Raw genomic sequence first — 13,714 nt, forward strand, 5'->3', positions numbered from 1 at the left:
GCGCGTGGCGCGTTGTGCTATGCGCCAACTCAGATCAGCTTGACCAGCTGCTTGCCGAAGTTGTGCCCCTTCAGCATGCCGAGAAACGCTCCGGGTGCGTTTTCCAGACCTTGCGCGATGGTCTCGCGATACTGCAGCTTTTTCTGCGCGACGAGCGTGCCGAGTTCCTTCAGCGCATCGGGCCATACATCCATATGCTCGCTGACGATGAAGCCCTGCACGAGCAGACGCTGCGTGAGCAGCAACGCCGGATGCTTGAGCGGCAAAGGCGCGCCGTCGTAACCCGCGATGAACCCGCACAACGCGATGCGGCCGTGCGCGTTCATCCGCGCGAGCGTCGCGTCGAGCCCTTCGCCGCCGACGTTCTCGAAGCAGCCGTCCACGCCGTCCGGCGTCGCCGCCTTGAGGTCCTGATAAAGATTGCCCGCCTTGTAGTCGACGCATGCGTCGAAGCCGAGTGTCTCGACAACATAGCGGCACTTGTCCGGGCCGCCTGCGATGCCGACGGCGCGCGCGCCCGCCTGCTTCGCCAGTTGCCCCACGACGCTGCCGACCGCCCCGCTCGCCGCGCTGACGACGACCGTCTCGCCAGCCTTGGGCGCGATGATCCGGTTCAGGCCGTACCACGCCGTCACGCCGGGCATGCCGACGGGTCCCAGATACGCGGAGAGGGGCACATGTGTGTCGTCGATCTTGCGCAGGTTCTTGCCGTCCGACGTGCCGAATTCCTGCCAGCCGAACATGCCGACCACCTTGTCGCCCGGCTTGAATGCCGCGTTCTTCGATTCGACCACTTCGCCCGTCGTGCCGCCGATCATCACTTCGTTCAGCGGCTGCGGTGCGGCGTACGACTTCGCGTCGCTCATGCGGCCGCGCATGTACGGATCGAGCGACAGATAGTGATTGCGCACGCGCACCTCGCCATCGGCAAGCGGCGCGAGCGGCGTTTCGACGAGCTTGAAGTTGTCGGCGGATGCCGCGCCCTGCGGACGCGACACGAGCAGAATCTGGCGATTGATCTGGCTCATGACGGGTTTGTCTCCGGAGATCTGGTGTGAAGTGTCGAAAGCGGTTGCGAGGCGACGCTCAGCCGTCGCTCGGCCCCGGCTTTGCCGATGGATCGCTGCGCAGTCGCTGCTGCCGCACTTCGCGGCCAACGGCGAGACGCCGCATGTACTTAAATGTGCCGAGCGCCTTCGCGACGAAATGGCCTTCGCTATCGCGGATCTCGCCTTCGCAATAGGCCATGGTGGTGGAGCGGTGCAGCACACGGCCCGTCGCGCGCAACTCGCCGCTGCCGGGCTGCATGAAGTTCACCTTCATTTCGACCGTGACGACGCCGACACCATCGGCAGCGAGGCTGCGCGCCGCCATCGCGAGCGCGACGTCGGCGAGCGTCATCGTGATGCCGCCGTGCGACACGGCCCATGTGTTCAGATGTTCGGGACGCAGCGGCAGCAGCATTTCGCTGGCGCCGTCCCCCGCCGAAATGAGTTGAACGCCGAGGTGATCGATAAACGGGCTTTCGATCACCAGCTGGTTGCTGGAAGAGTCGGTCATAGGCTTTCAGAGTTCGTAGTCGACGGCCTGACGCGCCTCGCGGATCGGCGCGAGAAACGCCTTCACGTCCAGATGCGTGGGATGGACCTGATACGCGTCCAGCGCTGCCTTGTCGGTGAAATCGGATACGAGCACGACGTCATACGTCGAGTCGAGGCCCGGCGTCGCGATACCGACTTCGAGATGCACGATACCCGGCACGGCATCGCGGCAGGCCTCCAGTTTTTCTTTCAGCACCGACGCGTTCTGCTCGCGCGTGCGGCCTTCCCCCTCTCTCAACTTCCACATCACGATATGACGAATCAAGACGTTCACCTTTGCTGTTGACCTTGCGCCGCGGCCCGCGCGGAACGCATGCAGGACACACATGAAACACGCTTCGCCAGATGATACCTGCACTGCGCGAGACGATAAATCGAGCTGCACGGCATAGAACAAACGCACAGGCCGCTCACGCAATCGGTTCCGTCATCGTGCGCAGCGTCGCCTATACTTTTCAGGCACTCAGCCCGGCCGTGCGCGCCAGCAGCGGTGACGCGCAACGCGAAACCGGGCACCGTCAACCTGCGGCCAATCCCTCTCCCGGGCGCGAATTCGCCACGCGCCGGCCGCCTTGTCTTCCTTCCTCTTTGCCGCCTTATGCACGCATGGAAAACGGCCCGCGCCGTGGATGCGTTCGCCCCTCTAGCCACGAGCCGCCGTATCTCGCGCGGATCATCTGCATTCACTTCACGAGGACAACATGGCCACTTACCTCATGCTGGTCAACTGGACCGATCAGGGTGTGCGCACCGCGAAAGACACCGTCAACCGGGCGCGCGCGTTTCGCGAAGCCAGCAAGGCGATGGGCGTGACGGTCGGCACGGTGAACTGGACGCTCGGCGCATACGACCTCGTGATCTCGTTCGAATCGCCCGACGACGAGACCACGACCCGGCTCGGCCTCGCGCTCGCCGCGCAAGGCAATGTGCGCACGGCGACGATGCGCGCGTTCAGCGAAGCGGAGATGGAAAAGATCGTTGGCGGCTTGAAGTAGCCGGTCGTCCCGCGCGGCGCGTCCGTAGCTTGCTGTCGCGCGCTGCAATCAGATTTGCGCGCGCGGCAGATGCCATCCATGCGTCGCCGCGGCCACGCGCAATACGAAGCACGCGACGCCGCCTGCCACGCCCGCCAGCGCCGGCGACAGGCCGAAGCGCCGCGCGACCAGCACTACGATCGCGCCGAAGCATGCCGCAGTCGCGTAGATATCGGTGACGAGCACGGACGGAATGCGCGCGAGCAACACGTCCTTGATGACGCCGCCGCCGACTCCCGTCACCGTTCCCATCAGCGCCGCGACGAACGGGCGGATCCGGTACAGCATCGCCTTTTCGACGCCCGCGACGGCGAACAACGACAGGCCCGCCGCGTCGAGCACCATCAGCCAGAACTCGGGGAAGCCTTGCGCGTTGGCGTGGAAGAGAAACATGAGCAGGCCCGCAACGAAAGTCAGCGCGGGATAGCGCCAGTCTCGGATCGCGTTGGGCGGCGTCGCGCCGATCAGCAGGTCGCGCGTGACGCCGCCGCCGAGCGCCGCGACGAACGCGATCACCATCACGCCGAGCAGGTCGAGGCCGCTGTGCATTGCGGCCACGGCCCCTTCGATCGCGAAGATGAACGTGCCCGCGAGATCAGCGCCAAGAACGATAGTTTCGATTTTCGGTTTCATGCGGAGTGTTGCGCGCTGGTTGAACGCCCGTTTGCGCCTCGGACGAGCCGAACGGTACAACGAAACGGCGCGCGCGGGCATGCGTGCGGACCATGCTTGTTCCGGCGGGAATGGGCCGCGCGCCGAGGGCGCCGCGATTGTCTCATCACCGTGGCGACGGGCAAAGCGTGCCAGGCAACCCGCGAATGCACACGCTTCCGGGCCCTGCGCCGCTATAGTTCATACGACGCGCGTCCGTTCACGCGTTCCCTTGAGAGGACCCTAACCATGATCGCCGACCGCGCCGCGCGCTTCACCCGCCTGCTGTTCTTCGTTGTCGTGCTGCTGTCGCTTGGGGGTTGCGCGAGCATGTTCGGCGGCGATCCGCTGCGCGTGACCGTCGCCGGGATCGAGCCGCTCACGGGCCAGGGGATGGAGATGCGCTTCAATCTGAAGCTGCGCGTGCAGAACCCTAACGAAACGCCGATCGACTTCAACGGCGTCTCCGTCGAACTCGACCTGAACGGAAAGCAGTTCGCGAGCGGCGTCAGCGATCAGAGCGGCACCGTGCCACGCTTCGGCGAGGCCGTGATCGGCGTCCCGTTGACGGTGCCCGCGTTCACTGTCGTCCGCCAGGCATTCGCATTCGCCGACAGCGCGCAGACGGGACAATTCCCCTACGTGCTGCGCGGCCGGCTCGCAGGTGGCATCACGGGCGGGACGCGCTTCATCGACCAGGGCACGCTAGCGCTGCCGATGGGCGATCTCAGCGGCGGCCTGTAGCGCATCAAAGCGCTACGCGATCAGTGATTCGTGCCCTCGTTGCCATGTCCTGAAGGCGCTGGCGGCCGGGCGTTGCCACCGCCGGACGGCGGTGGCCCAGACGGATGTCCTCCGCCCTGGCCGGGCGGCGGTCCTGACGGACGCTCCGCTTGCGCTCCAGCGGGTGGGCCAGCGGGACGGCCACCGCCTTGCGCGGGCGGCGGCCCGGGTGGGCGCCCTCCTTCATGCCCAGGCGGCGGGCCAGAAGGATTGCCACCCTGACCCGGCGGACGGCTGCCTTGCTGCGGAGGCGCCTGGGGCGGACGACCGCTCTCCTGCGGCTGTGCTTGTGGCGGGCGACCGCCTTGTTGCGGCGGCCCAGGCCGGTGTCCATGCCCAGCACCAGGCGGCCCGGGCGGAGGCGGCGACGCAGGCGACGTGGACGGCGGCCGGTTCCCACCGGGTGGCGGACGGTTACCGCCAGGCGGCGGCGGTGGTGGACGGTGCGGCGGCGGCGGATGATTCGCCCAGCGTCCGCGCTCGGAATACCACGGTCGCCCGCGATAGTAGTGATCCCAATACGTGCCAATCGAAAACGTAACGAGGGGCAGCCCGATCGCCGTCCCGTACGTCATGATGGGCACATTGCTGCCCTGATACGGATAGGTCAGGTAGCCGCCATACACCCACCCGCGGGCCTGCGCGATCGCCACGTCGCACCATGTGTAGCCGCTCACGCAGCCGTACACGGCCACCGGTTGCCCGGCAGGCAATTGCGCGACGACCGGGTAATCCTGCGCAGGTCCCGCGTACAGGTAGACAGGCTGATTCGTATAGGCCTGCGATTGGGCCGACACCGGACCCGATGCGACCGACAGCGCCGCCGTCCCAATGGCGGCAACGCAAGCAACCCGCATTCGCATGATTGTTCTCCTTATCGTCCTGGCGGATGTGTCCTGCGGACGTAACAGCGAATTGTGTGCCTGACAGGCATCTGTCATCCAGGCGCTGTCGCAGGAATGACGCGGCCATGGGAACAACGGATGCAGCATTCGTCCGCACTCAACTCTCGGGAGCAACGACATGAAGCATCATCTGAAACCGGGCGACCGCGTCGACTGGAACACGCCGCAGGGCATGACGACGGGCAAGATCGTCCGCGCGATCACCACGCATATGGAACTGGACGGTCATACCGTGGCCGCGTCGAAGGACGATGTGCATTACGAAGTCGAGAGCGAAAAAAGCGGCAAACGGGCGGTCCATCGCGCGGAAGCTTTGCACAAAACGCCGAAGCACTGAAGCGTGGCAAAGCCAGTGTAAGGCAACGCAGACGCAAAAAAGCCCGCGTGCTTTCGGCACGCGGGCTGTCATTTCCGCAGACAGACGGTATGCGCACTCGCGCTCAGACGACTTCGAACAAGCCCGCCGCGCCCTGCCCGCCGCCGATGCACATCGTCACCACGACGAACTTCGCGCCGCGCCGCTTGCCTTCGATCAGCGCGTGCCCCGTCAGACGCGCGCCCGACACGCCATACGGATGGCCGACGGCAATCGCCCCGCCGTTGACGTTCAGACGTTCGTTCGGAATCCCGAGCTTGTCGCGGCAATACAGCACCTGCACGGCGAACGCCTCGTTCAGTTCCCACAGATCGATATCGTCGACCTTCAGACCCGCCTGCTTCAACAGCTTCGGCACGGCGAACACGGGACCGATGCCCATTTCATCCGGTTCGCAGCCCGCGACCGCGAAGCCCCGGAAAATGCCGAGCGGTTGCAAGCCTTCGCGTTCCGCAACCTTCGCGTTCATCACGACGCACGCCGACGCGCCATCCGAGAACTGGCTCGCGTTGCCCGCCGTGATCACGCCGCCCGGCAGCGCCGTGCGGATCTTCGATACGCCTTCGAGTGTCGTGTCGGCGCGGATCCCTTCGTCGGCGGCGATCGTCACTTCCTTCGTGAACAGGCGGCCGCTTGCCTTATCGGCGACGCCGGCGAGCACCGTCATCGGCACGATCTCGTCGTTGAAGCGCCCCGCTTCCTGCGCGGCCGCCGCGCGCTGTTGCGACTGCACGCCGTATTCGTCCTGACGCTCCTTCGAAATCGAATAGCGTTTCGCGACGGTTTCGGCCGTTTGCAGCATCGGCCAGTAGATTTCCGGCTTGTGCTCCATCAGCCAGCCTTCGCGCAGCATGTGCATGTTCATCTCATTCTGCACACACGAGATCGACTCGACGCCACCCGCGACGAACACATCGCCCTCGCCGACCATCACACGTTGCGCGGCGAGTGCAATGGTTTGCAGGCCCGACGAGCAAAAGCGGTTCACCGTCATGCCCGGCACTGTCACGGGCAGTCCGCCGCGCAGCGCGATCTGCCGCGCGATATTCGAGCCCGTCGCGCCTTCGGGGTTCGCGCAGCCCATGATCACGTCCTCGACGCGCGCCGGGTCGATCTTCGCGCGTTCGACGGCGGCCTGCGTCACGTGGCCGCCGAGCGTCGCGCCGTGCGTCATGTTGAAGGCGCCGCGCCACGATTTGGCGAGACCCGTGCGGGCAGTCGATACGATTACGGCGTCAGTCATGCATGTCTCCTGCTAATTTCAAAGAGTGTGTGTGATTCGCGTCGCGTGGCTCAGACGAGCAAGTCCGCCGCCTGCACGCGTTCGACGCCCGCGGCGCGCAACTCGCGCCATGCGTTGTCGAGCGAACCGTTCAGATCGATGGCGCGGGTCGCGTCTTCGATGACGGCGACCTCGAAGCCTGCCGCGCGCGCATCGAGCGCGGACCACGCGACGCAATAGTCGGTCGCGAGCCCGCAGCACCAGACGCGCGTCACGCCCGTGTCGCGCAGATAGCCGGCCAGTCCCGTCGGCGTCGTGCGATCGGCTTCGAGAAACGCCGAATAGCTGTCGACGCCCGCGTGATGCCCCTTGCGAATCACGGCGCGCGCATGCGGAATGTCGAGCGCCGGATGCAGCGCGGCGCCTGGCGTGTTCTGCACGCAATGCGTCGGCCACAGCACCTGTTCGCCGTACGGCATCGTCATCATTTCGAACGGCTGGCGGCCCGCGTGATTCGCCGCGAACGAAACATGCGACGGCGGATGCCAGTCCTGCGTCAGCACGACGTGGCTGAAGCGCCGTGCGAGCTGGTTCACGAGCGGCACGATTTCATCGCCGCGCGCGACGGCGAGCGCGCCGTTCGGCATGAAGTCGTTCTGCACGTCGACGACGAGCAGAACTTCACTGGCATCTTTCATCACTGTTCCTGTTGGCTCGCGAAGGCGTGTCTGCGCTCAGCTATTGAAGCCGCGCCCCTGCGCCGCGCGCTCGACGATGCCCGCTGCAATCTGCCAGGCGTCGCCGTTCGGTTGCGCCGCATAACGGCGGATGGCGCGCTCGACGTTGTAGAGGCCGACGGTATCGGCGTACAGCATCGGGCCGCCGCGCCACAGCGGGAAGCCATAGCCCGTCAGATAGACCATGTCGATGTCCGACGCCTTCGTCGCGATGCCCTCTTCGAGAATCTTCGCGCCCTCGTTGACGAGCGCGAACACCAGACGCTCGACGATCTCTTCGTCGGAAATCTTGCGACGCTCGACGCCCAGTTCCTTCGAATACGCGACGATCATCTCGTCGATCTGCTTCGACGGATACGCATTACGGTCGCCCGCCTTGTAGTCGTACCAGCCGCCGCCCGTCTTTTGCCCGAAGCGCCCCGTCTCGCACAGACGGTCGGCGATCTTCGAGTAATGCAAGTCCGGTTGCTCCTGATAACGCCGCTTGCGAATCGCCCAGCCGATATCGTTGCCCGCGAGATCGCTCATGCGGAACGGGCCCATCGCGAAGCCGAACTTTTCGATCGCCTTGTCGACCTGCGCGGGCAGCGCACCTTCTTCGAGCATGAACAGCGCCTGGCGGATGTACTGCTCGATCATCCGGTTGCCGATGAACCCGTCGCAGACGCCCGACACCACGGCCGTCTTCCTGATCTTCTTCGCGACCTTCATCACGGTGGCAAGCACGTCTTTCGCCGTGTCCTTGCCGCGCACGACTTCGAGCAGCTTCATCACGTTGGCCGGGCTGAAGAAGTGCATGCCGACCACGTCCTGCGGACGCTTCGTGAACGCGGCGATCTTGTTCAGATCGAGCGTCGACGTGTTCGATGCGAGGATCGCGCCAGGCTTGGCGACTTCGTCGAGGCGCTTGAATACCTGCTCTTTGACGCCGAGTTCTTCGAACACGGCTTCGATGATGAGGTCGGCGCCTTTGAGGTCGTCGTACGAAAGCGTCGGCGTGATCGACGCCATGCGCTGCTCGAGCGCTTCCATCGTCAGCTTGCCTTTCTTGACGGTCGCCTCGTAGTTCTTGCGGATCGTCGCGAGTCCGCGATCGAGCGCGTCCTGCTTCGTTTCGAGCATCATGACGGGCAAGCCCGCGTTGATGAAGTTCATCGCGATGCCGCCGCCCATCGTGCCCGCGCCGATCACGGCGACCTGTTTGATCTCGCGCACGGGTGTATCGGACGGCACGTCGGGAATCTTGCTCGCCGCGCGCTCACCGAAGAAAGCATGGCGCAACGCCTTGCTTTCCGGCGTTTGCACGAGCGCGAGGAAGCAGTCGCGCTCCACCTTCATGCCTTGCTCGAAGCCTTTGAGCACACCCGCTTCGACTGCGTCGATGCACTTGTGCGGCGCCGGGAAGTTCTTCGCGACGGCCGCGACGCTGTTGCGCGCGAACTGGATGAAGCCCGCCGCGTTCGGATGCTCGATCTTGCGGTCGCGAATCTTCGGATGCGGGCCGCTCTGCGCGCCGACCTTGCGCGCGAACGCGAGCGCGCCTTCCATCAGATCGCCTTCGATCAGTTCATCGAAAATCGGCGTGCCCGCGAGCTTCTCGGACATCACGGGCGCGCCCGACACGATCATGTTGAGGGCAGCCTCCAGCCCCAGCGCGCGCGGCAGACGCTGCGTGCCGCCCGCGCCCGGCAGGATGCCGAGCTTCACTTCGGGCAGCGCGATCTGCGCGCCGGGCGCTGCTACGCGATAGTGCGCGCCCAATGCGAGTTCCAGCCCGCCGCCCATCGCAACGCTATGGATCGCTGCGACGACAGGCTTCGCGCTGCCTTCGACGGCCTTGATGACGGTCATCAGCGTCGGTTCCTGCAGCGCTTTCGGCGTGTTGAATTCGGTGATGTCGGCGCCGCCCGAGAAGGCTTTGCCCGCGCCCGTCAGCACGATCGCCTTGATGGCGGGATCGCCCAGCGCGCGCTCGACGCCTTCGATGATGCCCGTGCGCGTCGACAGGCCGAGGCCATTGACGGGGGGATTATTCAGCGTGATGACGGCGACGCCGTCGTGTGTCGTGTAGTCCACTGCCATCTGCCTGCCTCCATGCGATGCGGACGCGCCTCACGTGCGCGGTCCGGATGGGAACACCCGAACCATTGTCCGCTGTTTCGCTGTTCGTTTGCGATAGCAGGCAGAATACACAAAAAAGCACGCTCGTTCAAATTTAAACGATGCATGCCGGGATGGGCGTAAACCCGAGGTCTACGACAGATCGGTCTTCGCGTGCCGGGCGGCCCCTGCTTCTTCCTCGTCGAACGGACAGTTCCCGATGTCGAGCGCCGACGGCAGCACGTGATCGCGGAACCGCTCACGCAGCTTGAGCTTCTGCAACTTGCCCGTCGCGGTGTGCGGCAATTCGTCGACGAATACGACGTCGTCGGGAATCCACCATTTCGCGACCTTGCCTTCGTAGAACGCGAGCATGTCGTCGCGCGTCACGTCGGCGTCCGGACGTTTCACGACGACGAGCAGCGGCCGCTCCGTCCACTTCGGATGCGCGCACGCGATGCACGCCGCCTCCGCCACGGCCGGATGCGCGATCGCGACGTTCTCGACGTCGATCGAACTGATCCACTCGCCACCCGACTTGATCACGTCCTTGCTGCGGTCGGTGATGTTCAGGAAGCTGTCCTTGTCGATCGTCGCGACGTCGCCCGTCGGGAACCAGCCGTCGACGAGCGGCGATGCATCGCTGCGGAAGTACCGGTCGATTACCCACGGCCCGCGCACATGCAGGTCGCCGAACGCGACGCCGTCCCACGGCAGTTCGCGCCCGTCGTCGCCGACGATCTTCATATCGACGCCGTACATCACGTGGCCCTGCTTTTCGCGCAGCTTGCGCTGCTCGTCGGGCGAGCGTTGCGACTGTTCCCATGTGAGCTTGGACAGCGTGCCGAGCGGCGACATTTCCGTCATGCCCCACGCGTGAATCACCTCGACGCCATAGACCTCCTGGAACATCTTGAGCATTGCGGGCGGGCATGCGGACCCGCCGATCACCGTGCGCTGCAGCGTCGAAAACTTCACGCCCGCTTCGCGCAAGTAGTTCAGCAAGCCGAGCCACACAGTCGGTACGCCCGCCGAGTACGTGACGCGCTCCGCCTCCATCAGCTCATACAGCGACTTGCCATCGAGATCTTTGCCCGGAAACACGAGCTTCGCGCCCGTCAGCGGCGCGGCATGCGGAATGCCCCATGCGTTCACATGGAACATCGGCACGACGGGCAGCACGGAATCGCGCGCGGACAGGCCCATCGCATCGGGCAGCGACGCGCCGTACGCGTGCAACACCGTCGATCGATGCGAGTACAGCGCGCCCTTCGGATTGCCCGTGGTGCCCGACGTGTAGCAAAGGTTGGATGCGCAACGTTCGTCGATGGCCGGCCACTCGAAATCGCCGTCGTGCTGCGCGAGCAGCGCTTCATAGCTGGAAGCCGCCGTCGACATGCGCGGCATGTGCGCTTCGTCCGTCATCGCGATCCAGCCGCGCACGTTCGGACACTGCGGCGCAAGCACATCGACGAGTGCGGCGAAGGTGATGTCGAACAGCACGTAGCGGTCGTCGGCGTGATTGACGATGTAGGCGATCTGATCGGGAAAGAGGCGCGGGTTGATGGTGTGGCAGACGGCGCCGAAGCCCGTCGTGCCGTAGTACGTTTCCAGATGCCGGTAGCCGTTCCAGGCGAGCGTGCCGATCCGGTCGCCCGCTTCGACGCCGAGCGCGATCAGCGCCTGAGCGAGCTGCTTCGCGCGCTGCTCGCAATCGCGGTACGTGTAGCGATGGACGTCGCCCTCGATGCGCTTCGACACGATTTCCGTCGTGCCGAAGTGGCGTGACGCATGCGCCAGCAGCGAAGAAACCGTCAGCGGCACGTCCATCATCTGTCCATAGAGCGGCGTCGTCATACGCGGATGTCTCCCAGAGGTGTGGTTTCTTCGGGTTGTTATTCGTGTCGGTATGCGCTTCAGATGCGCGCGCTGCAGCGCGGCAGGCGCGGACTTACAATATCGGTTAATAAAGAGGCGCTCAATATGTCGTTTTCCCCATGCAATGCAGGGTTATCCGGTTCCATGTCGACGGCCGCAGGCGCTATCGACAACCAGCGTGAAGGCAGCTTCGCCGCGCTCGGGAACGTCTTTCTGACACGCCTGCCAGCGGCGCCGTTGCCGGCGCCGTATGTCGTCGGCTTCGCGCCCGATGTCGCGGCGATGCTCGGTTTCGATTCGTCGCTGGCGAACGCGCCGGGCTTCGCCGAGTTCTTTTCGGGCAATACGACGCGGGAGTGGCCGGCGGCAGCGTTGCCGTATGCGTCGGTGTATTCGGGACATCAGTTCGGCGTGTGGGCAGGCCAACTGGGCGACGGACGCGCGCTCACGCTCGGCGAAGTCGAGCACGACGGCCGTCGCTTCGAGCTTCAGCTGAAAGGCGCCGGACGCACGCCCTATTCGCGCATGGGCGACGGACGCGCGGTGCTGCGCTCGTCGATCCGCGAATATCTGTGCTCGGAGGCGATGCATCACCTCGGCATTCCGACCACGCGCGCGCTCTGCGTGACGGGCTCCGATCAACCCGTGCGCCGCGAAGAAATGGAAACGGCCGCCGTCGTCACGCGCGTGTCGCCGAGCTTCGTGCGCTTCGGGCACTTCGAGCATTTCTACGCGAACGATCGTGTCGATGCGCTGCGCGCGCTGGCCGATCAGGTGATCGACCGATTCTATCCGGCGTGCCGCGAGGCCGAAGATCCGTATCTCGCGCTGCTGAACGAAGCCGTGCTGTCGACAGCCGATCTGGTCGCACAATGGCAGGCGGTCGGTTTCTGCCATGGCGTGATGAACACGGACAACATGTCGATTCTCGGCCTGACGATCGACTACGGTCCGTTCGGCTTCATGGACGGCTTCGACGCGAATCACATCTGCAACCACTCGGACTCGCAAGGCCGTTACGCGTACCGGATGCAACCGCAGATCGCGTACTGGAACCTGTTCTGTCTCGCGCAAGGTTTGCTGCCGCTGTTCGGCGAGCGTTATGACGATGCGCAACGCAGCGAGCGCGCGGTGCAGGACGCGCAGCGCGTGCTCGAAGGCTTCAAGGCACGCTTTGCGCCCGCGCTCGAAGCGCGGATGCGGGCCAAGCTCGGTCTCGACACGCAACGCGAAGGCGACGACGCGCTCGCCAACAAGCTGTTCGAGATCATGCACGCGAACCGCGCGGACTTCACGCTGACGTTCCGCAATCTGTCGAAACTGTCGAAGCACGATGCGAGCGGTGATACCAGCGTGCGCGACCTGTTTCTGGACCGCGTCGCGTTCGACGCCTGGGCAATCGACTACCGCGCGCGGCTGTCCCACGAAACACGCGACGACGCCGCGCGCGCCGAAGCAATGAACCGCGTGAACCCGAAGTACGTGCTGCGCAATCACCTGGCCGAGGCGGCGATCCGCCAGGCGAAGGAAAAGGATTTCTCCGAAGTCGAGCGCTTGGCCACCGTGCTGCGCCGCCCGTTCGACGAGCAACCCGACTTTGAAGCGTATGCGGGATTGCCACCCGACTGGGCGTCGTCGCTGGAAGTGAGCTGTTCGTCGTGAGCCTGCGGCCCTTCGCGCGGGCCCGCGCGGACGGGCTTGTACGACTGCATCAACCCGGCTGCGCTACAATTCGAGCCCAGATAGCGTCGCGTGCGGTCTGATCGTCACGTCGGCGTGGCCAGCGCTTTTCGGACGAATCGGACTGGCTCTCGCCGCCATTCGGCCGATCTCATCCGAACCATCGCAGACAGCGCGCACGATGCGCCCAACACTCTCCGGATTCCCAACCCGACAATGAAATTCCTGTTCGATCTGTTTCCGATCATCCTGTTCTTCGTCGCGTACAAGGTGTGGGGCATTTTCACGGCGACGGCAGTCGCGATCGCCGCCACGCTGGTGCAGATTGCGTGGGTCGCGTTCCGGCACCGCAAGGTCGACCCGATGCTGTGGGTGAGCCTCGGCGTGGTCACCGTATTCGGCGGCGCGACGCTGGTGCTGCACAACGACACCTTCATCAAATGGAAGCCGACCGTGCTGTACTGGGCGTTTTCGGTGGCGCTGGTGGTGTCCGCGCTCGCGTTCAACAAGAACCTGATCGAAGCGATGATGGGCAAGCAGATCCAGTTGCCGCATCGCATCTGGGGCCAGCTGAACTACGTGTGGGCGATCTTTTTCGTGCTGCTCGGCATTCTCAATCTGTTCGTCGCGTTCAATTTCTCCACCGACGCGTGGGTCAATTTCAAGCTGTTCGGCGCGACGGGCTGTCTGGTCGTCTTTATCGTCGGACAGAGTTTGTGGCTGTCGAAGTATATGAAGGAAGAGTGA

General features: G+C 64.7%; 14 protein-coding genes. 5 read left to right on the top strand and 9 right to left on the bottom strand.

Going from position 1 to position 13,714, the window contains the following annotated elements; translation table 11 throughout:
* Positions 1-29: 29 nt before the first annotated feature.
* Genes PPGU16_RS07970 through PPGU16_RS07980 form a run of 3 tightly spaced genes read right to left on the bottom strand, consistent with a single transcriptional unit; the run spans position 30 to position 1,866 of the window.
* Complete coding sequence (locus PPGU16_RS07970; protein WP_180722435.1) at positions 30-1,028, bottom strand: NADP-dependent oxidoreductase; 999 nt, start codon at positions 1,026-1,028, stop codon at positions 30-32.
* Between the two features lie 58 nt (positions 1,029-1,086).
* Positions 1,087-1,560, bottom strand: a complete 474-nt coding sequence (locus PPGU16_RS07975; protein WP_180722436.1) for a PaaI family thioesterase — start codon at positions 1,558-1,560, stop codon at positions 1,087-1,089.
* Between the two features lie 6 nt (positions 1,561-1,566).
* Complete coding sequence (locus PPGU16_RS07980; RefSeq protein ID WP_180722437.1) at positions 1,567-1,866, bottom strand: Dabb family protein; 300 nt, start codon at positions 1,864-1,866, stop codon at positions 1,567-1,569.
* Between the two features lie 436 nt (positions 1,867-2,302).
* Between PPGU16_RS07980 and PPGU16_RS07985 the strand changes: the two genes are divergently transcribed.
* A complete protein-coding gene (locus PPGU16_RS07985; RefSeq protein WP_180722438.1) occupies positions 2,303-2,596 on the top strand; it encodes a GYD domain-containing protein in 294 nt (97 codons plus the stop codon).
* A gap of 48 nt (positions 2,597-2,644) precedes the next feature.
* On the opposite strand, the gene PPGU16_RS07990 is transcribed toward PPGU16_RS07985, so the two are convergent.
* Positions 2,645-3,268, bottom strand: a complete 624-nt coding sequence (locus PPGU16_RS07990; protein ID WP_180722439.1) for a trimeric intracellular cation channel family protein — start codon at positions 3,266-3,268, stop codon at positions 2,645-2,647.
* Positions 3,269-3,535: 267 nt separating this feature from the next.
* Here PPGU16_RS07990 and PPGU16_RS07995 point away from each other — a divergent pair, with 267 nt between their 5' ends.
* Positions 3,536-4,030 carry an LEA/WHy family protein gene (locus PPGU16_RS07995; protein ID WP_180722440.1) on the top strand — a complete coding sequence of 165 codons (495 nt, stop codon included), beginning with the start codon at positions 3,536-3,538 and terminating at the stop codon, positions 4,028-4,030.
* Between the two features lie 20 nt (positions 4,031-4,050).
* Here the strand turns inward: PPGU16_RS07995 and PPGU16_RS08000 are convergent, their stop codons facing one another.
* On the bottom strand, positions 4,051-4,932 hold the full coding sequence (locus PPGU16_RS08000; protein ID WP_180722441.1) for an SH3 domain-containing protein: 882 nt from the start codon (positions 4,930-4,932) through the stop codon (positions 4,051-4,053).
* Between the two features lie 160 nt (positions 4,933-5,092).
* Here PPGU16_RS08000 and PPGU16_RS08005 point away from each other — a divergent pair, with 160 nt between their 5' ends.
* Positions 5,093-5,311 (top strand): hypervirulence associated TUDOR domain-containing protein, encoded by a 219-nt coding sequence (locus PPGU16_RS08005; RefSeq protein ID WP_180722442.1) that lies wholly within the window; start codon positions 5,093-5,095, stop codon positions 5,309-5,311.
* Positions 5,312-5,414: 103 nt separating this feature from the next.
* Here PPGU16_RS08005 and PPGU16_RS08010 read toward each other — a convergent pair whose 3' ends face one another.
* From PPGU16_RS08010 to PPGU16_RS08025, 4 genes are all read right to left on the bottom strand, one after another.
* Positions 5,415-6,593: an acetyl-CoA C-acyltransferase gene (locus PPGU16_RS08010; protein WP_180722443.1), complete on the bottom strand. Its 1,179-nt coding sequence runs from the start codon at positions 6,591-6,593 to the stop codon at positions 5,415-5,417.
* A gap of 50 nt (positions 6,594-6,643) precedes the next feature.
* Complete coding sequence (pncA, locus tag PPGU16_RS08015; RefSeq protein WP_180722444.1) at positions 6,644-7,270, bottom strand: bifunctional nicotinamidase/pyrazinamidase; 627 nt, start codon at positions 7,268-7,270, stop codon at positions 6,644-6,646.
* A 36-nt stretch (positions 7,271-7,306) separates the two neighbouring features.
* Complete coding sequence (locus tag PPGU16_RS08020) at positions 7,307-9,391, bottom strand: 3-hydroxyacyl-CoA dehydrogenase NAD-binding domain-containing protein (RefSeq protein WP_180722445.1); 2,085 nt, start codon at positions 9,389-9,391, stop codon at positions 7,307-7,309.
* Positions 9,392-9,562: 171 nt separating this feature from the next.
* A complete protein-coding gene (locus PPGU16_RS08025) occupies positions 9,563-11,266 on the bottom strand; it encodes a 3-(methylthio)propionyl-CoA ligase (RefSeq protein ID WP_180722446.1) in 1,704 nt (567 codons plus the stop codon).
* 126 nt (positions 11,267-11,392) lie between these two features.
* Here PPGU16_RS08025 and PPGU16_RS08030 point away from each other — a divergent pair, with 126 nt between their 5' ends.
* Both PPGU16_RS08030 and PPGU16_RS08035 read left to right on the top strand, forming a co-directional pair.
* Positions 11,393-12,949: a protein adenylyltransferase SelO gene (locus PPGU16_RS08030; RefSeq protein ID WP_180722447.1), complete on the top strand. Its 1,557-nt coding sequence runs from the start codon at positions 11,393-11,395 to the stop codon at positions 12,947-12,949.
* Positions 12,950-13,183: 234 nt separating this feature from the next.
* Positions 13,184-13,714, top strand: coding sequence for a septation protein A (locus tag PPGU16_RS08035; RefSeq protein WP_007585925.1), 531 nt, complete (start codon positions 13,184-13,186; stop codon positions 13,712-13,714).

The organism is Paraburkholderia largidicola (genome assembly GCF_013426895.1).
Lineage (GTDB): Bacteria > Pseudomonadota > Gammaproteobacteria > Burkholderiales > Burkholderiaceae > Paraburkholderia > Paraburkholderia largidicola.

Excerpts from the sequence above, each read along its gene's own strand:
- PPGU16_RS07970 (WP_180722435.1), bottom strand. The coding sequence starts at position 1,028 with ATGAGCCAGATCAATCGCCAGATTCTGCTCGTGTCGCGTCCGCAGGGC.
- PPGU16_RS07975 (WP_180722436.1), bottom strand. The coding sequence starts at position 1,560 with ATGACCGACTCTTCCAGCAACCAGCTGGTGATCGAAAGCCCGTTTATC.
- PPGU16_RS07985 (WP_180722438.1), top strand. The coding sequence starts at position 2,303 with ATGGCCACTTACCTCATGCTGGTCAACTGGACCGATCAGGGTGTGCGC.
- PPGU16_RS07990 (WP_180722439.1), bottom strand. The coding sequence starts at position 3,268 with ATGAAACCGAAAATCGAAACTATCGTTCTTGGCGCTGATCTCGCGGGC.
- PPGU16_RS07995 (WP_180722440.1), top strand. The coding sequence starts at position 3,536 with ATGATCGCCGACCGCGCCGCGCGCTTCACCCGCCTGCTGTTCTTCGTT.
- PPGU16_RS08000 (WP_180722441.1), bottom strand. The coding sequence starts at position 4,932 with ATGCGAATGCGGGTTGCTTGCGTTGCCGCCATTGGGACGGCGGCGCTG.
- PPGU16_RS08005 (WP_180722442.1), top strand. The coding sequence starts at position 5,093 with ATGAAGCATCATCTGAAACCGGGCGACCGCGTCGACTGGAACACGCCG.
- PPGU16_RS08010 (WP_180722443.1), bottom strand. The coding sequence starts at position 6,593 with ATGACTGACGCCGTAATCGTATCGACTGCCCGCACGGGTCTCGCCAAA.
- pncA (WP_180722444.1), bottom strand. The coding sequence starts at position 7,270 with ATGAAAGATGCCAGTGAAGTTCTGCTCGTCGTCGACGTGCAGAACGAC.
- PPGU16_RS08020 (WP_180722445.1), bottom strand. The coding sequence starts at position 9,391 with ATGGCAGTGGACTACACGACACACGACGGCGTCGCCGTCATCACGCTG.
- PPGU16_RS08025 (WP_180722446.1), bottom strand. The coding sequence starts at position 11,266 with ATGACGACGCCGCTCTATGGACAGATGATGGACGTGCCGCTGACGGTT.
- PPGU16_RS08030 (WP_180722447.1), top strand. The coding sequence starts at position 11,393 with ATGTCGTTTTCCCCATGCAATGCAGGGTTATCCGGTTCCATGTCGACG.
- PPGU16_RS08035 (WP_007585925.1), top strand. The coding sequence starts at position 13,184 with ATGAAATTCCTGTTCGATCTGTTTCCGATCATCCTGTTCTTCGTCGCG.